Origin of the sequence: Krasilnikovia cinnamomea (genome assembly GCF_004217545.1) — a bacterium.
Classification (GTDB): Bacteria; Actinomycetota; Actinomycetes; order Mycobacteriales; family Micromonosporaceae; genus Actinoplanes; species Actinoplanes cinnamomeus.
Map to the genome: position 1 here is coordinate 1,369,068 of NZ_SHKY01000001.1, position 22,752 is coordinate 1,391,819.

Below are 22,752 nucleotides of genomic sequence, written 5' to 3' on the forward strand. Positions count from 1 at the left end.
GCCGCTGGGGGTCCGGCCGGAGAGGACCGGACCCCCAACGCGGTCACCGCCCGCGGAAGACGTCGTTCGTCTCGTACCGCCCGGACGGTGGGGTGAGCGCGGTGCGGTTCGCGCCGGGCTCCCACGTCACCGTGCCGTCCGGGTCACGGATCACGTACTTGAATTCGATCTGGGTGCCCGCGGGCAGGCCCACCCCGCCGGACCAGACCGGGTAACCGCCGGCGCCCAGCGGCACCCCGCGCGCCGGATCCCAGCCGCCGAGCTGCGGCACGTCCCCGACGACGTACACGTTCTGGCCCCAGCGGGTCTGGGTGGTGACGTGGAACGCGGCCGGGACACGCCCGGCGGGCGGGCGGATCGTTACCCCGATGTCGTCGGTCGCCACGCCCGCCGTGTCCACCGAGTACGCCAGCGCGTCCGTTCCGGTGGGGTTCTCCGCGCCGATGGTGGCGTACCGGCCGGTGGCCGAGGCGCCCTGCGGATTGCGGTAGCGGTAGGTGACCCCGCCGTCGCGGTGCAGGATCGCGCTGATGGACAGCCGCTGCTGCGGGTCGCTGAAGAACCGCACGTTGCGCCACTCCACCACGAACGTGTCCGCGTCGGCCGTGGTCCACACCCCGGCCTCGGCGTCGACGTACAGGTCGTCCCAGAACGGGTACAGCGCGTCGTTGGGCTGGTCCGCGCTGGGCAGCGCGGTGTTGACGAACGCGGGCGCGGGACCGCCGAAGGCGATCACACCGTTGGTGCTCACCCACGCCACGCTGTGCTCGACGCCGTACAGCGGGAACGGGAACGGGATGGTGACCTGGGCGGCGAGGTCGTCCCCGGTCAGGTCGACCCGGGTGTCACCGGTCCGGTACGCCTCGGTGGCGGGCCCGCACGTGTGGCCGTAGTGATCAGTGACCGGGTCCAGGGCGATCGCCAGGGTTGCGTCGCCCGCGAGGGTCAGCGCGCGGGTGGCGGGGGCGGAGCATCCGCCGACCGGGCGGACCGTGAGTTGATAGGTGCCCAGCGGCGCGGCGATCCGGAAGTGGCCGTCGGTGTCGGTCGTGACCGACACCGGGGTGCCGGCCAGGGCGACGGTCGCGCCGAGCACCGGAGCCGCGCCCGCGGTCACCGTTCCGGTCAGCAGGCCGGAGGCGCTCGCGGTCAGATCGGCGTCGAGCCGGTCCGCCGCGCCGTTGTCGACCTGCACCTGCGCCTCGGACGTGTCGTACCCGAACGCGGTGACCCGCACCCGGTACGCGCCCGCCACCAGCCGCGCGAACCGGTAGCCGCCGTCCGCGCCGGTCGTGACGCTGCGCTCGGCCGGGCCGCTCACCCGCACGGTGGCCCCGGTCAGCGGGGTGCCACCCGCGGTGACCGTCCCGACCAGGCTGCCGGACGGGCTGAGCGCCAGGGTGACCGCGGCGGCCGCGTCGAGGCGGCCCTGCCCGAAGACGTTGTTGTCGCCGGCGGTGCCGCCGCAGGACACGTCATCGACGTCGATCGCGGAGGTGTCCAGCACCTCGCGGGTGGCGGCGATGTCGCGGCGCAGGGCCGGGACCGCCGACCAGAGCAGCGCCACGGTCGCGGCGGTGTGCGGGGAGGCCATCGAGGTGCCGCTGTAGACCGCGTACCCGCCGCCGGGGACGCTGGAGCGCACGTCCACGCCGGGTGCGGCGATGTTCGGCTTGACCAGACCGTCCTGGCCGGTCCCGCGGCTGGAGAACGACGCGATGGCGTTGTTGATGTCGTAGGCGCCCGAGGCGTACGTGGCGGTGTAGGAGCCGGGAGTGTTGGCGGTGCCGCAGGTGGGGCCGGAGTTGCCGGCGGAGAACGCCGGGAAGATGCCCGCGGCGGCCCAGGCGCGCACGACGTCGGAGTACCAGGGGTCGAAGCCGGACGCGCCGCCCCACGAGTTGTTCACCACGTCCGGCGCGAGGTCCGGGCGGGGGTTGTTGCCCGAACGGTCGGTGGGCGCCACGATCCACTGCCCGGCGGCCAGCAGCGCGGCGACCGAGCAGTAACTGGTCTCGCAGCCCTTGACGGCGATCCAGCTCGCGCCGGGGGCGACGCCGATCGCGGTCTCGCCCTCGCCGCCCACCATCGTGCCCATGGTGTGCGTGCCGTGGCCGACGTTGTCGCACGGGGCCGGGTCGGCGCAGATGTGCGCCGGGTCGAACCAGTTGTAGTCGTGGTCGTAGCCGCCGTCGGCGCGGCGGCCGCGGTATCCGGCGGCCAGCGCCGGGTGGTCGTACTGAACGCCGGTGTCGACGTTGGCGACGACGATGCCCTCGCCCCGGTCGTGGCGCTCGTTCCAGACGCGCGGCGCGCCGACCCGGTCGATGTTCCACTCCGTGCCCTGCACGGCGGCGTGCGTGGTGCCGGTGACCGGGGTGGGCAGCCGGACCGGGTTGTCCGGGAGCACCGCCTTGACCTCGGGCCGCGCGGCGAGCTCACGCAGCAGGGCGGCGCCGCCGGTGACCCGGATCGTGTCCGAGATCCAGTACGTGCTGAACCGTGCCCCACGGCGGGTGAGCAGCGCGCGGAGTCCGGCCTGATGGCGGGCCGTGGCCGTGGTGGCGGCCCGGTAGACCGCGCCGGCCTTGGCCTGTCCGGCGGCGCGGCGGGCGGCGCTCAGGTCGGGAGTGTCGCGCAGCAGGACCCAGAAGGTCGTGTCGCCGCGTGCCACCTCGGCGCGTACCTGGGCGGAGATCGCGGCCGGGGCCTCGGCGGCCGCGCGGGCCGCCGTGGTGTTCGTCGGGCGGCCGGTGTGGTCGTCCGCCGCGCGGGCCGCCGTGGCGTCCGTCGCCAGCGCGGTCACGGCGGCCGCGGCGGCGAGGGCGGCGGTCCAGCGGCGCCGGGTCGGCCTGTCGTTCGTCACCTGGGTCGTCCCTTCCCCGGGAGCGGCTCCGCGAATGGAGCCGGTGGGGACGCTATCGACGTACGTGAATGGCTTGCAAGTTCTTGCACTTGTTGCCGATGCCTTGCGCCGTCATGACGGCGCGATTGCCGGGCGGCACCCGCCGCAGGCCATCGCTTCCGGACGGCACCAAAGATGTTGCCGGCTCCGGTAATGGCCCGCAGATGGCGCACATTCCAGCGTGGGATTGGCCTCACAAAGGCGTGCCACCACAATGGACAGTTCTTGGGAGGGCTCCCAGAATGTGACGGTGACAACATTTGCGGACGCCTTGAATTCCGAATGAGGTGGCGTTGAGGTTGCTCTCCGACCGTTGGGGCATGACCGTTGCGAACCTGATCGCCGCCCCGCCCGTCGTCGTTCCCGCCTTCGCCGGAACGCGCCCCACCACCGTCGACTTCTCCGTCGTGATCCCGTTCCACAAGCCCGGCGGCCGGCTGCTCAGCACGGTGCAGCGGCTGGCCGAGGTGCTGCACGCGCAGAACATCAGCTTCGAGGTGATCGCCGTCTCCGCCGGCTGCATCGACGGCTCCGGCGCCACCCTGGCCGACGTGGCCCACACCCGGGTCATCGCCAGCCGCGAGATCCAGGACAAGGGCGCCGCTCTGGATGCGGGCTTCGCGGCCGCCGGCGGGACCTGGATCGGCATCCTCGACATCGACGGCGATGGCGAGATCGACCCGTACGAGGTCGTGGAGAACCTGCACCGCGCCCGCGACGGCTACGCCATCGAGGCCTGATCGGCCACCCTGCCGGCCTTGCCCCAGCGGCCGAGTGGTTGATCAGGAGGCCGTAACCGGTTCCACCGCACGGACGGCCAGTGCGGCGGCGACCGTGTCGAGGTCGGCGAACAGCCCGGCCTGAGCGGCCCGGGCCCGGTCCAGCAGCCCGATGCGCTCCGCCAGCCCCACTCGCTCCGCCAGCCCCACTCGCTCCGCCAGCCCCACTCGCTCGGCCAGCCCCACTCGCTCCGCCAGCCCCGGTGGTGGCGCGTCTCGCTCCGGTCTGTGGCCCGGCCGCACGGGCCCGGGCGCACGGCGCAGCGTCTCCTCGGCAACCGCGAGCGCCGCCTGGCGGGCGAAGATCCGGCTGAGCGCGGCGCACCCGGCCGGTGCGAACCCCCGGTCCGCCGCCGCTGGCAGGGCACCGGCGGCGGCCGCGACCGCACGGCGGGCCAGCCACCCGGCGGCCTCCGCGGACGCGACCAGTTCCCCCCACCCCGGCCGGGGGGACTCGGCGCCGTCCAGCAGCGCGGCCAGGCAGTCCAGGGCGAGCGCGGCGGTGGGGGCTCCGGAGTCGGCCGGGAGCCGCCCGAGAGCGGCGGCGAGGTCCCGGTGGAACCGGCCCGCGGTGCCGGCATACGCCCGTAAACGGTCACGGGCGATGCCGAGCACCCAGGCCTGCCCACCGCACGTCCAGGTGGCGGGGATCACCGGGTCGGGCCCGCCGTACGCGGCGACCGCCGCGTGGGCGGCCGCACCGGCCTCGACGGCCAGGTACGCGGCGATGGCGCCGTCGGTGTCGAGCCCGGTCCCCGGGCCGGGCGGCGAAACCAGCCCAGACGCGGGTCCGCCCGCCCCGGAGCGGTCGCCCGCGTCAGCCTGAGAGCGGGAGGCGCCGTCAGCCGGAGAGCGGTTGCCCGCGTCGATCCGGGCCGCGGTCGCCTCGAGGGCGGCGCGGGCCGCCTCCAGCCGGACCGCGTGCGGCACGATCAGCCGGTGGGTGTGGTGGTCGTCCGGGGAGGCGCCGCGGCGCACCCGGCTGCGCGCGTAGGCGAGGGCCTGGTCCAGCGCCGCCCACCCGGCCCCCAGGGCACAGGCCCCGGTCACGACGCGCGCACCGGCGGTGTCGGGGCCGCCGGTCTCGCGCAGGAACGTCAGCACGGCCGGGTGTACCCCGCCGGCATCCGCCCGGGCCCGCAGCTCGACGACCCGGTACGCGTGGAACGCCCCGCCTTCGTCCACTGCGGACAGCGCCGCCTCGACCGTTCGGGAATCGTTTCCTCCAGCGGAATCCATGACCGGCACCCTCCCTGAAGGACACGGCCGGGCGGTTTCCGCACCCGGCGGGGTTTCGACCGGCGCGCGACGACACGGCCGCGCGCGGGTCGATCCCGGTGCCGAGCGTATGGAAATCCCTCGATCATTGACAGCCGCGACCGGCCCCCGCACCCAGGACCTTCGGCCCCGCGCCCCCGCCCCGGACCCGCGCGAGGATCCCGGCGATGTCGCCCTAGCGGCCCCGCCGGGTGCGCGGAGATGCCAGGATCTCGGGCATGACTCTGGAACACACCGTCCGGCTGCACTTCGGGGACCGGTCCCGGGCCGCCGCCACGCACACGAACCTGTCCGCGGTCCGCGCCGACGGCGCAGTGCTGTGGGTCGCGGGTGACGAGACCGCGACGGTGGAGCGGCTGGTGGCCGACGATCCGCACCGCCCCACCGCGTACGGTGACGAGGCGACGTTCCGGCTGGCCGACCTGGTCGATCTCCCCGGCGACGACAGCGAGGAGGAGGCCGACATCGAGGGCCTCGCCCGGACGGGACACTTCCTGTGGGCGGTCGGCTCGCACAGCCTGCGCCGGCGGCAGATCAAGTCCCGCCACCCCGACGCGAAGGCGCTCAAGCGGCTGGGCCGGGTGGAGGGGCAGGACAACCGGCAGATCCTGGTCCGGCTGCCGATCGCCGAGGTGGACGGGCTGCCCACCCCGGTCCGCGAGATCGTCGTCGACGGCCAGGCGCAGCGGGCGGCGATCCTCGCCGGGCGGGGCAACCTGCGGGCCCTGCTGGCGGACGACGAGCACCTCGCACCGTTCCTGGCCATCCCGGGCAAGGACAACGGGCTGGACATCGAGGGCATCGCGGTCCGCGGTGACCGGGTCTACCTCGGGCTGCGTGGGCCCGTGCTACGCGGCTGGGCGATCGTGCTCGAGGTGCGCCCGTACCCGGATCCGGAGCATCCCGGCCGGTTGTTGCTGCGGCCCTTCGACGACGAGCGGCCCTACCGCAAGTACGTGCTGGACCTCGACGGGCTGGGCGTGCGCGACCTGTGCCCGGACGGCGACGACCTGCTCGTGCTGGCCGGACCGACCATGAACCTGGACGGGCCGGTGCGGATCTACCGCTGGCATGGCGCCTGCCGGGTGGAGATGCCCGCGGTCGTCCGCGGCGAGGCCGTCAGCCGGGAGGTGGAACTGCCCTACGGCGAGGGCGACGACCACGCCGAGGGGATCGGGCTGCTGGCGCCGCGCGAGCAGGGCCGGGTGCTGGTCGTGTACGACAGCCCGGCGGCGGACCGCCTCACCGACGACGGCGCCGTCGTCGCTGACGTGGTCCGCCTCCCGCCCGGCGACGCCTGACGCCCGGGCTTTGGCCGCAGGCTCAGCGGTCGAGGCCGAAGAACACGGCGTCGGAGTACGCCGAACAGATCGTGTCCAGGAAGTACGCGGCCGCGGTCCCGCACTGCTGCGCCTCCGCGCCGGGGTCCACCGGCAGGCCGTGGGCCATGCCCGCGATCCGGTACAGCCGGACCTGGTCGGCGCCGTACACCTCCAGCGTGGTGCCCGCGGGCAGCGTCCGGGTCGCGGTCGGCTGCGCCGGGACGCCCAGCACGTCGGTGAACTGGTCACGCAGCTCGACCCCGTTGGCCGGGACGACCTTCCAGTCGGCCTGGCCGTGCCAGATCGCCACCCGGGGCCGTGGCCCGGGGTAACCCGGGAAGGCGGCGCGCACCAGGTCGCCCCACTGCGCGGGCGTCCGGTCGGGCGGCACGTACTGGCAGGTCACGGCGGCGGCCACGGAGGTGGCGCACCGGTAGGGCAGGCCGGCGACGATCGAGCCGGCGGCGAACAGGTCGGGGTAGGTGGCCAGCATGACGGCGCTCATCGCGCCGCCCGCCGACAGGCCCGAGACGAAGATCCGGGACGGGTCGGATCCGTACGTGGCCACGGCGTAGCCGGCCATCTGCCGGATGGACAACGCTTCGCCCTGCCCCCGGCCGGTGTCTGCGGGCAGGAACCAGTTGAAGCAGGCGGCGGAGTTGTTCGCCGTGCGCTGTTGCGCCAGCACCAGCGCGAAGTGCCACCGGTCGGCGAAGGTGCGCCACCCGGAGTTGGCGAAGTAGCCGGCGGCGTCCTGGGTGCAGCCGTGCAGCAACACGACCGCGGGCGCCCCGGGCGGCAGGTCAGCGGGGCGGTACGCGTACATGGCGAGGTTGCCGGGGTTGGTGCCGAAGCCGGTCACCTGTTCCAGGCCCGCGGCATGCGCCGGCCGGGGGGCGGCGAGGGCGGTGCCGAGGAGGACGGCGAGGACGACGGCGAGGTGACGGACACGGCGGATGGGGAAATGGGCCATGGCGGCCTCCGCGTGGGGGATTCGGGGATCTGCCCAGGCTAGGTCCCGCCGCCGGGCCGCGACATGGGTCCGCGCCCCACAACCACGCGGGCCGCGATGTCGCCGACGACCGGGGTCGCCTACGCGACCAGCGCGTTGCCGTCCGCCGGGGCGGCCGGGCGGCGACTGCGGCCCCGGCCCCGGGCCAGCTTGCGCCGGTACAGTTCCGCGTCGGCGTGCGCGTACAGCCCTTCGAGATCGGTGCCGTGCCGGCCGAGGACCCCGGCGCCGACGCTGACCCCGATGCGTTCCGCCAGCGCGGCCTCCAGGTCCCCGGCGACGTCGTCGGTCTCACCGGCGCTGTGCGAGGAGAGCAGGACGACGAACTCGTCACCGCCGAGGCGGCCGACCACGTCGTGCGGGTGCAGCCGCTCCCTGAGGGTGGCGCCCACCCAGCAGAGCAGTTCGTCGCCCGCCGCGTGGCCCTCGGAGTCGTTGACCTCCTTGAACCGGTCGAGGTCGAGGATCAGCAGCGACAGGTCCCGGCGGTGCCGGTGGGCGTGGGCCAGTTCGGCGGTGGAGCGTTCCATGAAGCCCCGCCGGTTGAGGCACTGGGTGAGCGCGTCCACTCGGGACAGTTCGCGCAGCTTTCGGCGCTGCTCGGCGGCGACGCGGCCCCGGCTGGCGCAGACCAGGGAGACGACCAGTGCGCTGGTGAGGTGGCCGATCGCGTACCACGTGCTGGAGACGCCGACGAACACGGCGATGGCCACGAATGCGGACGCGGCGAACGGCAGCAGCACCGCCCTGGGGCTGATCAGCGCGATCAGCGGCAGCGTGGTGAGCATCCCGAGCGCGGGGGTGGAGCTGGCCCCGCCGTCCAGGCAGACCACAACGGTGCAGATGGTGAACTGGAGCGCGCCGACGATGGGCATGATCATCGCGGCGGCGGAGCTGCGGCTCAGCCTGGCAGCCGCCGCGACGGTGGTCACGCCCAGGGTGACGGCGACCGTCAGCAGTGTGGCCATCAGCCAGCGGTTCGGGTGCCCGCCGGCGAACAGCAGCACGTAGAGCAGCCCCATGCCCGGGGTCGAGATGCCGAGCCGACCGGTCTCGGTGATCGCGCGGCGGCGCCGCTCGTGCCGGGACACCTTGGCCGACTGGCGGCGCGCGCCGTCGCCGCGCGCACCGGCGACCGCGGCCTCGGCAGGCACCTGCCGGTTGTGGTCCACCTTGTCGCGGTAGACGCGCCGGTCGGCGATCTCCTTGAGGGCCTCGGGGCTGGTCGCCTCCGCCGGATAGCACGCGTACCCGATGCCGGCCGAGGCCACCCCGTCCAGGGCGGCATGCAGCCGTTCGAGCACCACGGGAACGCCGTCGGGTTCGATGCCGCTGAGCACCGCGGCGAACTCGTCGCCGCCGACGCGTCCCACGGCGTCGTGGGTGCGCAACTGCTCGTCGATGGTGCGGCCGGTCCAGACCAGCAGGTCGTCGCCGGCCTGGTGGCCGTACCGGTCGTTGATCTCCTTGAAGCCGTCCAGGTCGACCAGGAGCAGGACGGCGCTGTCGCCGGTGCGCTCGGCCTCGGCCAGCTCGTTCGCCAGGCGTTCCTCGAAGCCGCGCCGGTTGAGGCAGCCGGTGAGCGGGTCGATGCGCGACAGGTCGCTCAGGCGGCGCTGCAGCGACACCATGGCCGCCGAGTACCGCAGGCACAGCGTCGCGATGATGCCGGTGTGGATGGTGTGGATCACGGCGTAGCTCATCTGGGCGGGGCCGCCGATGATCGCGACCGTCCAGTATCCGGCCACGGCGAGGCCCGCGACGGCGAGGAACGGCCGCAGCGGCATGCCGACCGCGAGCATGATGACCAGGAACGGCAGGTACGCGCCGACCGCGCTCTTCAGTCCGCCGTCGAGCAGGGCCAGCGCGGTGAATCCGGCGATGTTGACGACGAGCCCGGCCATCTGGACGGTGGCGCGGCGCCCCGCGCGCTCGATGGCCTGGGCACCGGCCAGGGCCACGGCGGCCAGCACCAGCATGCTCACGCAGATCATCGCCATGGCCGGGCGGTTCCCGGCCGACCAGGTGGTCGCGACGTACACCAGGGTGCACAGCGGAGTCAGCATGGTGAGCGCGGCCCCGGCCCGTACGCTGCGCAGGCGTTGGCGGGACTTGTCGCCCGGCGATGACGTGGTCGTCACTGCCCGCCTCACCTCCCCGCAACGGACCGGCCCATGTGTGACCAGCATCGACACGGTGGGGTGCGACTGAATGACCGCGCAGGAGCAGAGCGGGAGCATCGCCGGGCCGCAGTGAACCGTTTCAGCAGGCGCGCGCGCTCAACGGACGGATCGGCGGGTGAAACGGCTCAGCGGCGGGTGGAGTTCAACACTCGATGACATTGACCGCGAGACCACCGCGGGCGGTCTCCTTGTACTTGATCTTCATGTCGGCACCGGTTTCCCGCATGGTCTTGATGACCTTGTCCAGGGAGACGCTGTGCACCCCGTCACCGCGCAGCGCCAGCCGCGCCGCGGTGATCGCCTTGATGCTGGCCACCGCGTTGCGCTCGATGCACGGGATCTGCACCAGCCCGCCGACCGGGTCGCAGGTGAGGCCCAGGTTGTGCTCCATGGCGATCTCGGCGGCGTTCTCCACCTGCTCCGGGGTGCCGCCGAGTACCTCGGCCAGCCCGGCCGCGGCCATCGAGCAGGCCGAGCCGACCTCACCCTGGCAGCCCACCTCGGCGCCGGAGATGCTCGCGTTCTCCTTGAACAACATCCCGATGGCACCGGCGGTGAGCAGGAAACGGACGACGCCGTCGTCGGTGGCGCCGGGCACGAAACGCGCGTAGTAGTGCAGCACCGCGGGCACGATCCCGGCCGCGCCGTTGGTGGGTGCGGTGACGACCCGCCCGCCCGCCGCGTTCTCCTCGTTGACCGCCAGGGCGAACAGCGTCACCCAGTCCATCACCCGCAGCGGGTCGACGCTGTAGGCCTCCTCGCGCAGCCTGCGGTGCAGCTCGGCCGCGCGGCGGCGCACCTTCAGGCTCCCCGGCAGCGTGCCCTCCCGGGAGCATCCCCGGGTGACGCACTCCTGCATCACCTGCCAGATGTGCAGCAGCCCCGCGTGGGTGTCGGCGTCGGTACGCCAGGCCCGCTCGTTGGCCAGCACCACGTCGCTGATCCGCTGCCCGGTGGCCCGGGTCAGCTCCAGCAGGTCCGCGCCGGTCCGGAACGGGTGCGCGACGCTCACCTGCTCGGCCACCACCGTCCCCGCCTGCCCGTCCACGACGAAGCCGCCGCCCACCGAGTAGTACGTGCGGGAGCGCACCGGCTCACCGGCCGCGTCGTACGCGGTGAAGGTCATCCCGTTGGGGTGCAGCGGCAGGGCTCGGCGGCGGTGCAGCACCACGGTGATGTCGACGTCGTGCTTGCCGAGCAGCGGCACCCGCGCCTGCATCGCGGCGGCCCGCTCGTCGGCCGTGTCGGTGTCCACCGTCTCGGGCGCCTCGCCCGCGAGACCGAGCAGCACGGCCTTGTCGCTGCCGTGTCCGTGCCCGGTGGCGCCGAGCGAGCCGAACAGTTCCGCGCTGACCCGGACGGTACGCGCCAGCTCACCGTCGGCGGCCAGCCCCTCGGCGAAGATCCGGGCCGCGCGCATCGGCCCCACGGTGTGCGAACTCGACGGCCCGATACCTACCTTGAACAGCTCGAACACACTGATCATCGCGCACTCCTGTCACCGCGAGACGTCGTCGGCTCCGGCGGAGCAGAGACTACCCGTGGTATCGGCGGATCAACCCGCTGCCCGGAGGGCTCCCGGCGCCCGGCACCGGCCAACGCGCCGCCGACGCTCACCCCGGCACCCGAACCTTGAAGACTTAGGGTCAGCTCCTCACCCAAACCCACCAAGATCCGAGGGCCGGCGCCGGGCCGCCGATCAGCCGCCCGCCGGGTCGGGGGCGCCGATCAACCGCAGGGCGCCCGGCCGGACCCGGACGGTGACCGGGCAGCGGCCGAGGGGTTCACCGTCGGCGTACACGGGCAGGGCACGGTCGGCTTCGATGGTGACCTCGCGGGCCCGGCTGGCGGCGATGCCGGGCAGCCCGAGGTGGGTGCCGTGGCGCAGGGCGGACAGCACGGGCAGCATCCGGCGGCGCGGCAGCGCCCCGACCGTGACCAGGTCCATCAGGCCGTCGTCGAGGCTGGCCGTGGGCGCGACGCGCAGGCCGCCGCCGTACCAGGGTGCGTTGGCGACCACCACGGTGTGGCCGGTCAGCGGGACGGTCTGGCCGTCCACGGTGAGCGTGTAGCCGACCGGACGCCAGCGGGCCATCACCGCGAGCGCCGCCAACTGGTACGCGATCGGCCGCCGGGGCAGCCGCCGCCGGTTCGCCAGGTCGTTGGCGGCCGCGTCGATGCCGGTGTAGACACCGCCGACCACGACCCGGCCCCCCGCCTCGGACTCCGCCTCGGCCACGTCGACGTCCCGGGCGGGCAGGGTGCGCAGGGACTCGGCGGCCCAGCGGGGGTCGGCGGGCAACGGGACCGCCCGGGCCAGGTCGTTGCCCCGCCCGGCCGGGACGACCGCCAGCTCGGCCCCCGTGCCGACCAGCCCGGCGGCGACCGCCCCGACCAACCCGTCACCCCCCACCGCCAGGACCGCGTGGCCCCGCACCGCGGCCTCGGCGGCCAGATCGGTGGCATGCCCGAGGGACCGGCTGAACGACACCGTCACCGCGGCGCCGCCCTCCCGCAGGGCACGGGCCACCCGGATGATCCGCTCCGGGGCGCTGCCCGCGCCCGCCGCGGGGTTGACCACCGCGGTGAAGACCTCGCGGCTCACGGCAGCAGGATTCCGGGATTGAGGATTCCGTACGGGTCCAGCGCCTCCTTGACCCCGCGCAGCGCGGCCGCCCCGACCGGGCCGATCTCCCGGCCGTACCAGGGGCGGTGGTCGCGGCCGACGCCGTGGTGGTGGGTGATGGTGGCGCCGGTGGCGGCGATCGCGTCGGCGGCCGCGGTCTTGGCCGCCCGCCACTGCGCCACCGGGTCGTCGGCCTGTGCCGCCACCACGGTGAAGTACAGCGAGGCGCCGGTGTCGTACACGTGGGAGATGTGGCAGAGCACCAGCGGCGGTGTCCCGGCGTCGGCGAGCGTGGTGACCAGCGCCTCGCGGACCGCGGCGTACGTCTGCGGCAGCCGGTCCCAGAACGTGGCGGTCTCCAGCGTCTCGGCCAGCGCCCCGGCGTCGAGCAGCGCGTCGCGCAGGTACGGCGCCCGGTACCGGCCCGCGCGCCAGTGCTCGCCCGCGGCCTCGCCGAGCGGGGCGCCGCCGAGCGCGGTCAGGCGCGCGTGCAGGGCCTCGGAGCGGGCTGCCACCTCGCCTTTCGTACCCTCGACGCCGACCACGGCCAGGCAGCCGCCGTCGGCGGCCGGGCCGGAACCGGTGGCCGCGTTGATCGCGGTCTCCGCCTCGTCGGAGAGCCGCAGCACGGTGGGCAGCGGCCCGTCCTGGGCGAGGGAGCGCACCGCGTCGCCACCGGTCACGAAGTCGGGGAAGACCCAGCCGGTGTAGTGCCGCTCGGCCGGGTTGGGCCGGACCCGCAGGGTCAGTTCGGTGATGACCCCGAAGACGCCCTCGGAGCCGAGCAGCAGTTGCCGCAGGTCGGGTCCGGCCGCGGACTCGGGGGCACGGCCGAGCTCCACGGTGCCGACCGGCGTGGCCGCCTTGAGGCCGACGACCATCCGGTCGAAGCGCCCGTACCCGGCCGAGGCCTGGCCGCTGGAGCGGGTGGCCGCGAAGCCGCCGAGGCTCGCGTACTCGAAGGACTGGGGGAAGTGGCCGAGCGTGTAGCCCTGCGCGTTGAGCAGCCGCTCGGCCTGCGGGGCGCGCAGCCCGGCCTCGGCCGTCGCGGTGCGCGACACCGGGTCGACGCGGATCAGCCGGTCCAGCCCGCCCAGGTCCAGGGCCAGCAGCCCGGCGAAGCCGTCGCGGCGGGCGGCCAGCCCGCCCACCACGGAGGTGCCACCGCCGAACGGGACCACCGCGACGTGCTGCCGGGCGCAGGCGGCCAGCAGCGCCGCCACCTCGTCGTGTGAGCCGGGCCGGGCCACCGCGTCCGGGGCGTCGTGGGCCTGGCCCGCGCGCAGCCGCAGCAGGTCCTCGGTGGACTTGCCCGCGGCGTGCGCCAGCCGGGTGGCGTCGTCGGTGTGCACGCGCGGGCACGCGGTGACCAGGTCGGCGAGGGCGGCGGGGGGCAGCGACGCCGGATGCAGGTCGGCCTTCTCGGCGGCGGGGCGTGGCCCGCGCACTCCCAGGGCGGAGCCGAGCAGGTCCCGTACCCCGGGGGACAGGGTCACGGCGTCGGCGGGGTCGCCCCAGCGGGCCACATGGCGCAGCTCATTCATGGGTTACACTGTGACACATGACGTCCAGTTGTAACACCCCCGAGCAGGGGTCGGACGGCCCGGAGCGGGGGCGGACCGCCGACGACGCGTTGCTGGACGCCGCCCGCGACTGCGTTCTCGCGGTCGGCCTGCGCCGCACCACCCTCACCGACGTGGCGCGCCGCGCCGGGGTCTCCCGAATGACCATGTACCGCCGCTGGCCCGACATGGCCTCCCTGGTCGGCGACCTGATGACCCGCGAGTGGAGCGAGCTGGCGGTACGCGCCCAGGCCGCGGCGCGCGGGGAACACGCCCGGGCCCGCGTCGTCGACAGCCTCACCACGGGCGCCCGCCAGTTGCGTAAGCATCCGGTGTTCCGCCGCATCGTCGAGCTGGATCCGGAGATCCTGCTGCCCTACCTGGTGGATCGCCGCGGCACCAGCCAGGACCTGATCCTCGCCGGGCTGGTGGCGACGCTCGCCGAGGGCCACGCCGACGGTTCGGTACGCGCCGCGCCCGCCGCCGTGCTCGGCCGCGCGGTCCTGCTGGCCCTGCACGGCTTCGTCATCTCCGCCGGCACGATGACCGACCACTCCGCCGAGGCGAGCGAGACGGCCACCGAAGACGACCTCGACGCCGAGCTGCGCCTGCTCCTCGACCGTTACCTCGCGCCATGACCGACCGCACAAGCACCGGCAGCGCGAGGAACGACCGCACAAACACCGGCAGCGCGAAGAACGACAGCGCGAAGAACGACAGCACCACGACCCGCACCGCGAAGACCGGCACCGCGCTCACCGCCGCCCGGCGCAGCCGGGAGCTGGCCGAGCTGGCCGCCGGCACGACCGTCGACCTGCTCGTGGTCGGCCTCGGCGTCACCGGCGCCGGTGTCGCGCTCGACGCGGCGTCGCGCGGGCTGACCGTCGCCGCCCTGGACGCCCACGACCTCGCGTTCGGCACCTCACGGTGGAGCTCCAAACTGGTGCACGGCGGCCTGCGCTACCTGGCGGGCGGCCACCTCGGGCTGGCGTACGAGAGCGCGGTCGAGCGCGGCATCCTGCTCGGTACGGTCGCCCCGCACCTGATCACCGCGCTTCCGTCCGTGCTGCCGCGGACCCCGCTGGTCTCCGGCGGCCGGGCCGCCCTGACCCGCGCCGGCTTCGCGGCCGGGGACGCCCTGCGGGCCGCGGCGGGCACCCCGGCCGCCCGGCTGCCGCGCTCGCGCCGGATCAGCCCGGCCGAGGTGACCCGGCTCGTTCCGGCGGTGCGCCGGGCCGGGCTGCGCGGCGGCGTGCTCGGCTGGGACGGTCAGCTCGTCGACGACGCCCGGCTGGTGGTGGCGCTGGCCCGTACCGCCGCCGGATACGGCGCCCGCGTCCTCACCCGCTGCCGGGTGACCGAGCTGCACGGGCGCGGCGCCACCGTGGTGGACACCCTGACCGGCCAGCAGCACCGGGTATGCGCCCGCATGGTGGTGAACGCCACCGGCGTGTGGGCGGACCAGCTCGACCCGGCCGTCCGCCTGCGCCCGTCGCGCGGCACCCACCTGGTGCTGCGCCCCGGCGCCCTCGGCGCCCAGGTCGCCGGGCTGACCATCGGGGTGCCGGGCGAGACGAACCGGTTCGTGTTCGCCCTGCCCCAGCCCGACGGCCACGTCTATCTGGGACTGACCGACGAGCCGGTGGACGGCCCGGTGCCGGATGTCCCGGAACCCAGCCCGGCGGAACGCGGCTTCCTGCTCGACGTGCTGGCCACCGCGGTCGACCCGGCACCAACCGAAGTGGACGTGGTGGGCGCGTTCGCGGGGTTGCGCCCGCTGCTGGCCGGTGGCGCCGACCGGACCGCCGACCTGTCGCGGCGGCACGCGGTACTCACCTCGCCCGGCGGGGTCACCACCGTGGTGGGTGGCAAGCTCACCACGTACCGGCGGATGGCGCGCGACGCCGTGGACGCGGCGCTGCGCGCGGCCGGGCACACCCCGGGGCGCTGCCGTACGGACCGGCTCCCGCTGGTCGGCGCGGCACCGCCGGAGACCCTGGCCCGGGTGCCCGCCCCGGCCCGGCTCGTGGCCCGGTACGGCACCGAGGCCCCGGCCGTGCTGGCATGCGCGGCCGAGGATCCGGCGCTGGCCCGGCCGGTCGCCGACGGCATCGCGGTGACCGGCGCGGAACTGCTGTGGGCGGTGCGCCGCGAGGGCGCGCTGGACGCGGACGACGTGCTCGACCGGCGTACCCGGATCGGTCTGGTCCCGGCGGACCGGGCGCGGGCCCTGCCCGCCGCCCGGGCCGCGGTCGCGGAGGCCTGCCGGACCAGCGACCCGGACTGACGGCGGCTCCGGGGGTCCGGGCGGGCCGGGCCCGCCCGGACCTGAGGCCTACGCCGCGCCCGCGGGTTTCGACGGGCCGGCCTTGGCGTCGAGCGGGTGGGCCGCCCGGACCGCCCGCCGGGTGCGGTGCTGGGCGCGCTCGACCCGGCGCTGCAGCAGCCCCAGCGAACTGGGCCGCACGTGCGACACGGCGGCGCTGTGGCGGGCGAGGACCTCGCGGTAGACCGCCTCGTAGCCGGCGCCGAGCCCGTCGATGTCGAACAGCTCGGCGACGCGCTGCCGGCAGGGCGCGGGATCGAGCTCGTCCAGGCGGCGCAGCGCCGCGGGCAGCTCCTCCGGGTAGTCGCGGACGTACCCGGTGACCCCGTCGACGACCACCTCGCTCACGGCCCCGCCGCGCAACGCCACCACGGGCGTGCCGCAGGCCATCGCCTCGATCATCACCATGCCGAACGGCTCCTCCCACTGGATCGGGAAGAGCAGGCACCGGGCGTCGGCCAGCAGCCGCCGCTTGGACACGGCGTCGGCCACGCCGTAGATCCGGTCGGCGGCGCTCAGGCGCGGCACCACCTCCCGCTCGTAGTACACCTTCTCCAGCGGCTCGGAGCACTTGCCGGCCAGGATGAGCGGCATGCCCGCGGCGTGCGCGGCCTCCAGCGCCAGGTGCGGCGCCTTCTGCGGATGGAACCGGCCGAGGAACAGGGCGTAGTCGCCCTTGTCCCGCCGGTACGGGAAGGAGTCGACCCGGATGGCGTTGTGTACCCGGCCCGCCCAGCGCAGCTCGGGCCCGAGCGCCCGCTGCCGGTCGCTGATGGCCACGAGTTCGATGTCGTCGTTGACCGCGGTGTACAGATCGTGCAGGTCGGACTGCACCGGACCGTGCATCGTCACCACGGTGGGCAGCCCCAGCAGCGCGAAGGACAGCGCGTTCAGCGGACCGGCCAGGGTGTGGTCGTGGACGAGGTCCACGCCGCGCTCGGCGACCAGGCGTTGCACCGCCGGGCGGACCAGCCCCGCGTGGACCAGCTCGGGGAACGGCTCACCGAGCCGTTCCGGGATCGGTGCTGGCCACACCGACACCATGTCGGCCGGGGTGCCGGTGCGCCCCGCCCCGATCAGTGTCACCTGGTGCCCCCGCTGCACGAGGGCCTCGGTCAGGTCGGCGACGACCGACTCGACTCCCCCGTAGCCCTGCGGCGGCACTTCGAAGTACGGCGGAACGACCATCGCGATCCGCAGCGGGCGAGCGCCGGCAGCGCCCTCCCCGGCCATGGTTTCCGGTGCCGACGGCGCCTCGCGGTCGGCGTGTTTCGGACCCTCCATCAGTACGTTCACGGCTCCTCCAGCCGCGGGCGGTGTCCGATCTGTGATTAGCACCGTCCGCATACGAGTGCTAACACGCCATCGATCATGCGGGAGGGTCTTCCGGCAAAGACGCGACCTGCCAGGTTACATTCCTGTAACATTGCTTGGTTCATTCGGCGAGTGCGCACACGTTGGCCAGGTCTGCGTCCGAGGGCCGGGGAAGGGTCCGGCTGGCGGGCGGGGCCACCCGCAGATCCACCCACCGTGTCAGCGCGGTGAACGCGCTGCGGAAGCACGGCAGGATCGGCCGCAGCCGGTCCGGGTAGGCGTCGTACAGCCCGTCGACGTGGTTGCCGCCCTCGACCCGGTAGTACCGGAAGATCCGCTCCCGGTGGTGGGCGCCGACCAGCCCGGCGTAGACATCGGAGTCCCGTGAGATCGGCAGCAGCGCGTCCAGGGTGCCGTGCAGGGTGATCAAGGGGCGCTGGATGCGCCCGGTCAGCGCGATCCGGGACACGGCGGCACGCACGGCGGCCGGCCGCTGGGCGTACGAGTAGTCGGCGTCGCAGGCCGGGGTGCCGGGCGCGCAGAACGGGGTGCCCGCCTCGGTCGCCCCGTCGTAGCGCGGGTCGAGTTCCTCGCGGTAGATGCGCTGGGTCAGATCCCAGTAGACCCGGTAGTGGTAGTCCCACAGGAACGCCGAATCCGCCGGAAAGCCCGCGGCCAGCAGGTCGGCGTACGCGGCCGGGTCGCCCGTGGCGGCGTACCGGGGGTACGAACGCAGGCTCGCGGGCAGGAACGTGAACAGGTTCGGCCCGCCCGCGCGCCACAGCGTGCCCTCCCAGTCCACCCCGCCGTCGTACAGCTCCGGGTGGTTCTCCAACTGCCAGCGCACCAGATACCCGCCGTTGGAGATGCCCGCCGCGTACGTGCGGTGCGGGGCGGCGCCGTACCGCTGGTGCAGCACCGCGCGGGCGGCGCGGGTGAGCTGGGTGAGCCGCTCGTTCCATTCCACGATCGCGTCACCGGGCAGCCGCCCGTCGCGGTAGAAGGCGGTACCCGTGTTGCCCTTGTCCGTGGCGGCGTACGCGTACCCCTGCGCGAGGACCCAGTCGCTGATGGCGTAGTCGTTGGCGTACTGCTCCCGCACCCCCGGTGAGCCGGCGACCACGAGCCCGCCGGTCCACCGGTCGGGCAGCCGGATCACGAACTGGGCGTCGTGCTGCCACCCGTGGTTGGTGTTGCCGGTCGAGGTGTCCGGGAAGTACCCGTCGATCTGCAGGCCGGGCACGCCGGACGGGTTGCGGGCGCCGGCGGGCGTCAGGCCGGCCCAGTCGGCCGGGTCGGTGTGGCCGTCCGCCACGGTCCCGGCGGTGGTGAGATCGCCGAGGCAGGCGGACACCTGGCGCTCGGCCCCCGGCACGGCCGGGACCGTCGCGGCGGCACACGCCACGGTCGGCGCGACCGCCGACGCGGGCGAGCCCGCCGCGACGGCGACGACCGGCAACATCAGGCTCAGGCCCGCACCCAGCAGGGCGCGGACGGTTCGCGGAAGCACGGGCACAACAAACCCCTTTCCGGTACGGCGGGAGCACCCGGCCACCCGGACCGGGGACCGATCCGGCGTGGCGGGGCGCCGCGTGCAGGTCATGTTGCGGCGTGTCCGGGCCCGCGACCATGGCGGCGGCGCACACTGCCGCACGTCCGCTATGGGTACGTGTCGCGCAGGCGGTGCAGGCGCACGGCGAGCTGCAGCTCCAGGGCGCGTTCGGGGTCCTGCCACCGCGCGCCGAGCAGCTGGCCGATCCGCGCCAGCCGCTGCGCCACGGTGTTCACGTGCACGTGCAGGGCGTCGGCCGCGCGGGCGGCGCTGCCCCCGGCGGCGAAGTACGCCTCCAGCGTGCGTACCAGGGCGGTGCCGCGCCGCCGGTCGTAGTCCAGCAGCGGGCCGAGGGCGCCCGTGACGAAGCCGCCCACGTCCCGTTCGGCGCCCACGAGCAGCCCGACGAAGCCCAGCTCGGCGGCGCTGGCGCCGTCCCCGGCGCGGCCGAGGGCGTGCAGTGCCGCCGCGCAGCGTTGCGCCTCGGCGTACGCGGCGGGCACCGGCTGCGGCCCCGCCACCGGGCCCGCGCCGCCCGCCGTGACCGGCGTACCCAGGTATCCGCCGAGCTCGCGGGCCATCCGCCGGGCCGCGTCGCCGGGATGGTCACCGCCGACGAGCAGGATCACGTTGCCGTCGCGCTGGGCGGCGAGCCCGCCCCGGGCGGCCGCCTGGGCGGCACCCCACTGCGCGGCGCGTTCCCGCAGCCGGGCCGGGCAGGAGAGCACCACCAGCACGTGCGCGTCGTCGAGGTCGACGCCGAGGCGGCGGGCCCGCTGCCGGACCGTCACCGGGTCGTCGACCCGCCGGGTCAGCAGGTCCTCCAGCAGCTCGCCGCGGACCCGGCTCTCGGCCTGGGCGAGGCTGCGCCGGAACAGCAGCAGCAGCGCGGTCACCACCCCGGCGCGTTCCAGGATCCGGGTGTCGGTCGCGCTCAGTTCCCCCGGCGTACGCAACACCAGCGTGCACAGCGCCTCGCTGCCCGCGCCCGCCGCCAGCACCCAGTGCTCGCCGTGCCGGGTGGTCCGGCCCAGGGCGCGCCCGGCCGCCGCGGTGGCGGCCGGGCCGACATCACCCACCGCGCCCACCTCGGCGAGGCAGTGCCCGTCGGCATCCAGGATCGCGAGGCCGCCGCCGAGCACCTCCGCGACCACGGCCGCCAGGTCGTCGAGGCCGCCGCCGCGCAGGATCAGCTCGGTCATCCGGTCGTGCGCCTCGGCGGCGCGTTCCAGGGACTCGCTGTGCCGGCGCACCACGGTGTTGACGGCGCCCAGCTCCTCCAGCGCGGCCCGGGTCTCGCCGAGCAGCCGGGTGTTGTCGAGCGCGACGGTGGCGTGCGCGGCCAGCGAGTTGAGCAGGGTCACCTCCTCGCGGGTGAACGGGCGGGCGCTGCGGTTGGCGGCGAACAGCACCCCGAGCACCCGCGTGCCGAGCAGCATCGGCACGCCGAGGATCGCGACGAGGCCCTCCTCCGCCACCGCGGCGTTGATCTCGCTGATGTGCTGGAACCGGTCGTCCTCGGCGTAGTTCGCGGTCACGTACGGCGCCGCGCTCTGCGCGACCAGCCCGCCCAGTCCCGCCCCGAGCGGCAGCCGCACCTGCTGGAACCGCGCCGACACCGACCCGTAGGTGACCCGCATGTACGTGTCGCCGCGCTCCTCGTCGTTCAGCGTCATGTACGCGACGTCGGTGTCCAGCAGTTCCCGGGCGCGGCGCACGATCGCGGCCAGCACCGCGTCGAGGTCGCGCAGGGTGGCCAGGTCCCCGACCGTGTCGACCAGCGCGCTCAGCTCGGCCTCGCGCCGCCGCCGCCGCTCCAGCAGCGCCCGGACCTGCAGGGCGAGCCCCTTGAGCCGGTCCAGCTCGGCGAGTTCGTCGCCCGCGCGGCCCTCGGCGCGGGCCTGCAGCAGGGGCCGCTCGAACTCCACCGGCGCGGCCTCGCGCAGCAGCAGTTCGAGGTACGCGGCGGCGGGCCCCGGCTCGGCCACGGTGTACCTCCTCGGCACGACGGTGCCGGTCAGTGTGCCGTCCATCCGCCGTCCATGACCAGAGAGGTGCCGGTGACGAAGGAGGCGTGCGGCGAGCACAGGTACGCCACGGCCTCGGCCACCTCGGCGGGTTCGACGAGCCGTTTGATCGCCGCCGGGGCCAGCATCACCCGCTCGACGACCTCGTCCTCGGGCAGCCCGTGGCGGACCGCCTGCGCCGCGACCTGCGCCCGCACCAACGGGGTACGCACGTACCCGGGGTTGACGCAGTTGGAGGTGACCCCGTGCGCGGCGCCCTCCAGCGCGATCACCTTCGACAGCCCCTCCAGCCCGTGCTTGGCCGCCACGTACGCCGACTTGTACGGCGAGGCGCGCAGCCCGTGCACCGACGACACGTTGACGATCCGGCCCCAGCCCCGGGCGTACATGTGCGGCAGGCAGCGCCGCACCAACCGGAACGGGGCCTCCACCATCAGCCGCAGGATCAGCGAGAACATCTCCGGGTCGAACTCGTGCAGCGGGGCGACGTGTTGCAGGCCCGCGTTGTTGACGATGATGTCGGCGCCCGGGTCGAGGTCGTCGACCGCGGCGAGGTCGGTCAGGTCGACGGTGTGCGCGGTGCCGCCGATGTCCGCGGCGACCCGGCTGGCGGCGGGCCCGTCGCGGTCCAGCACCACGACGCGGGCCCCGGCACGGGCCAGGCGTACGGCGCAGGCCCGGCCGATCCCCCCGGCGCCGCCGGTGACGACCGCGGTGCGCCCGGCGAGCGCACCGTCGGCCAGGGCCACGGTGTCGGGACGGGGAACAAGGGTCTCCATGGTTCCTCCTCGGTGCGCCAGGCGGTCATTGCGGCAGGGTTGTGGCGGCGGGTTCATCCACATCGGACCTCTGGGCCGGGCCGGTGACCGGCGGTGGTGCCGGTGGCGGGCGCAGGGCCGCCGAGGTGCCGGCGGCCGAGCGGCGGGCGGCCGAGCGGCGGGCGGCCAGATCGCGGGCGGTGCCCCAGATCCCCTGCCGGAACAGCAGCACAACGAGGACGAACACCGTGCCGGTGACGATGCCGATCCCGTCGAACCCGGCGGTGGACAGGTAGTCCTCCAACTGCACCACCAGCGCGGCCCCGAGCGCGCTGCCCCACAGCGTGCCGATGCCGCCGAGGACGACCATCATCACGGCCTTGCCGGAGGTCGTCCAGTACACCTCCTGCAGCGACACGAAGCCGTGGCTGATCGCGAACAACCCGCCCGCCAGCCCGGACAGCGCCGCCGACAGCACGAACGCCAGCAGCTTGTACCGCTCCACGGGATAGCCGAGCGCCCGCGCCCGGGCCGGGTTGTCGCGGATCGCGACGAGCACGTGCCCGAACGGCGAGTGCACGACGCGCCACAGGCAGAACAGCCCGAACACGACGATCGGCAACCCCGCGTAGTAGAAGACGAACGGGTCGCTCAGGTCCAGGCCCCACAGCTCGCGCGGGATGCCCTGCAACCCGTTCTCGCCGCCGGTCAGGCCGCGCCACTGGTTCGCCACGAAGTAGACCATCTGGGCGAAGGCGAGCGTCACCATCGCGAAGTAGATGCCCCGGCTGCGCACGCTGAGCGCGCCGATCGGGACCGCCAGCGCCGCCGCGACCGCGGCCCCGCCGAACACGGCCACCGGGAACGGCAACCCGGAGTGCACGGCGATCAGACCCGACGCGTACGCGGCGCTGCCCCAGAACGCGGCGTGCCCGAACGACAGCAGCCCGGTGTAGCCGAGCAGCAGGTCGACGGCGGCGGCGAACAGCGCCCAGGTGACGATGTCCATGGCCACCGGCGGGTAGACCAGCCAGGGCAGGGCCAGGGCGGCCAGCAGTCCGACCGCCAGCAGCGGGTAACGGCGGGCCCCGGCCCGGCGCAGCACCAT

General features: G+C 74.7%; 15 protein-coding genes and 1 pseudogene. 4 read left to right on the forward strand and 12 right to left on the reverse strand.

The features are described from left to right. Positions 1 to 43: 43 nt before the first annotated feature. A complete protein-coding gene (locus EV385_RS05960; RefSeq protein ID WP_130508535.1) occupies positions 44 to 2,866 on the reverse strand; it encodes a S8 family serine peptidase in 2,823 nt (940 codons plus the stop codon). A 359-nt stretch (positions 2,867 to 3,225) separates the two neighbouring features. On the opposite strand from EV385_RS05960, the gene EV385_RS05965 reads away from it, so the two are divergent. Then, complete coding sequence (locus EV385_RS05965) at positions 3,226 to 3,645, forward strand: glycosyltransferase (RefSeq protein ID WP_130508536.1); 420 nt, start codon at positions 3,226 to 3,228, stop codon at positions 3,643 to 3,645. A 42-nt stretch (positions 3,646 to 3,687) separates the two neighbouring features. Here EV385_RS05965 and EV385_RS05970 read toward each other — a convergent pair whose 3' ends face one another. Next, positions 3,688 to 4,923, reverse strand: a complete 1,236-nt coding sequence (locus tag EV385_RS05970) for an acyl-CoA dehydrogenase family protein (protein WP_130508537.1) — start codon at positions 4,921 to 4,923, stop codon at positions 3,688 to 3,690. Positions 4,924 to 5,180: 257 nt separating this feature from the next. Between EV385_RS05970 and EV385_RS05975 the strand changes: the two genes are divergently transcribed. Continuing rightward, positions 5,181 to 6,263 carry a DUF3616 domain-containing protein gene (locus tag EV385_RS05975; RefSeq protein ID WP_130508538.1) on the forward strand — a complete coding sequence of 361 codons (1,083 nt, stop codon included), beginning with the start codon at positions 5,181 to 5,183 and terminating at the stop codon, positions 6,261 to 6,263. Positions 6,264 to 6,285: 22 nt separating this feature from the next. Here the strand turns inward: EV385_RS05975 and EV385_RS05980 are convergent, their stop codons facing one another. The 5 genes from EV385_RS05980 to EV385_RS06000 all read right to left on the reverse strand — a co-directional run bounded on the left by EV385_RS05980 (position 6,286) and on the right by EV385_RS06000 (position 13,649). Next, on the reverse strand, positions 6,286 to 7,257 hold the full coding sequence (locus tag EV385_RS05980) for an extracellular catalytic domain type 1 short-chain-length polyhydroxyalkanoate depolymerase (protein WP_130508539.1): 972 nt from the start codon (positions 7,255 to 7,257) through the stop codon (positions 6,286 to 6,288). 119 nt (positions 7,258 to 7,376) lie between these two features. After that, complete coding sequence (locus tag EV385_RS05985) at positions 7,377 to 9,437, reverse strand: GGDEF domain-containing protein (RefSeq protein ID WP_207229764.1); 2,061 nt, start codon at positions 9,435 to 9,437, stop codon at positions 7,377 to 7,379. A gap of 184 nt (positions 9,438 to 9,621) precedes the next feature. Beyond that, the gene (locus tag EV385_RS05990) at positions 9,622 to 10,965 is read right to left on the reverse strand and encodes an L-serine ammonia-lyase (RefSeq protein WP_130508541.1); all 1,344 of its coding nucleotides are present in this window, start codon (positions 10,963 to 10,965) and stop codon (positions 9,622 to 9,624) included. Positions 10,966 to 11,178: 213 nt separating this feature from the next. Further along, positions 11,179 to 12,084: a diacylglycerol/lipid kinase family protein gene (locus tag EV385_RS05995; RefSeq protein WP_130508542.1), complete on the reverse strand. Its 906-nt coding sequence runs from the start codon at positions 12,082 to 12,084 to the stop codon at positions 11,179 to 11,181. Beyond that, complete coding sequence (locus EV385_RS06000; RefSeq protein WP_130508543.1) at positions 12,081 to 13,649, reverse strand: FAD-binding oxidoreductase; 1,569 nt, start codon at positions 13,647 to 13,649, stop codon at positions 12,081 to 12,083. Before EV385_RS06000 ends, EV385_RS05995 begins: the two co-directional genes overlap by 4 nt. Positions 13,650 to 13,666: 17 nt before the next feature. Between EV385_RS06000 and EV385_RS06005 the strand changes: the two genes are divergently transcribed. After that, complete coding sequence (locus tag EV385_RS06005; protein ID WP_130508544.1) at positions 13,667 to 14,305, forward strand: TetR/AcrR family transcriptional regulator; 639 nt, start codon at positions 13,667 to 13,669, stop codon at positions 14,303 to 14,305. Further along, positions 14,302 to 15,954, forward strand: a complete 1,653-nt coding sequence (locus EV385_RS06010; protein ID WP_130508545.1) for a glycerol-3-phosphate dehydrogenase/oxidase — start codon at positions 14,302 to 14,304, stop codon at positions 15,952 to 15,954. The genes EV385_RS06005 and EV385_RS06010 overlap by 4 nt, the downstream gene beginning before the upstream one ends. A 48-nt stretch (positions 15,955 to 16,002) precedes the next feature. Here the strand turns inward: EV385_RS06010 and EV385_RS06015 are convergent, their stop codons facing one another. From EV385_RS06015 to EV385_RS06035, 5 genes and pseudogenes are all read right to left on the reverse strand, one after another. After that, entirely contained in the window at positions 16,003 to 17,226 is a 1,224-nt protein-coding gene (locus EV385_RS06015) for a glycosyltransferase family 4 protein (RefSeq protein WP_207230059.1), read from the reverse strand. Positions 17,227 to 17,428: 202 nt separating this feature from the next. Continuing rightward, the gene (locus EV385_RS06020; RefSeq protein ID WP_242624739.1) at positions 17,429 to 18,823 is read right to left on the reverse strand and encodes a 3-hydroxybutyrate oligomer hydrolase family protein; all 1,395 of its coding nucleotides are present in this window, start codon (positions 18,821 to 18,823) and stop codon (positions 17,429 to 17,431) included. A 143-nt stretch (positions 18,824 to 18,966) separates the two neighbouring features. Beyond that, the gene (locus EV385_RS06025) at positions 18,967 to 20,892 is read right to left on the reverse strand and encodes a helix-turn-helix domain-containing protein (protein WP_130508546.1); all 1,926 of its coding nucleotides are present in this window, start codon (positions 20,890 to 20,892) and stop codon (positions 18,967 to 18,969) included. Next, the gene (locus EV385_RS06030; protein ID WP_130508547.1) at positions 20,877 to 21,665 is read right to left on the reverse strand and encodes a 3-hydroxybutyrate dehydrogenase; all 789 of its coding nucleotides are present in this window, start codon (positions 21,663 to 21,665) and stop codon (positions 20,877 to 20,879) included. Before EV385_RS06030 ends, EV385_RS06025 begins: the two co-directional genes overlap by 16 nt. 157 nt (positions 21,666 to 21,822) lie before the next feature. Next, a pseudogene (locus EV385_RS06035) lies at positions 21,823 to 22,752 on the reverse strand (branched-chain amino acid ABC transporter permease); the annotation flags it as partial.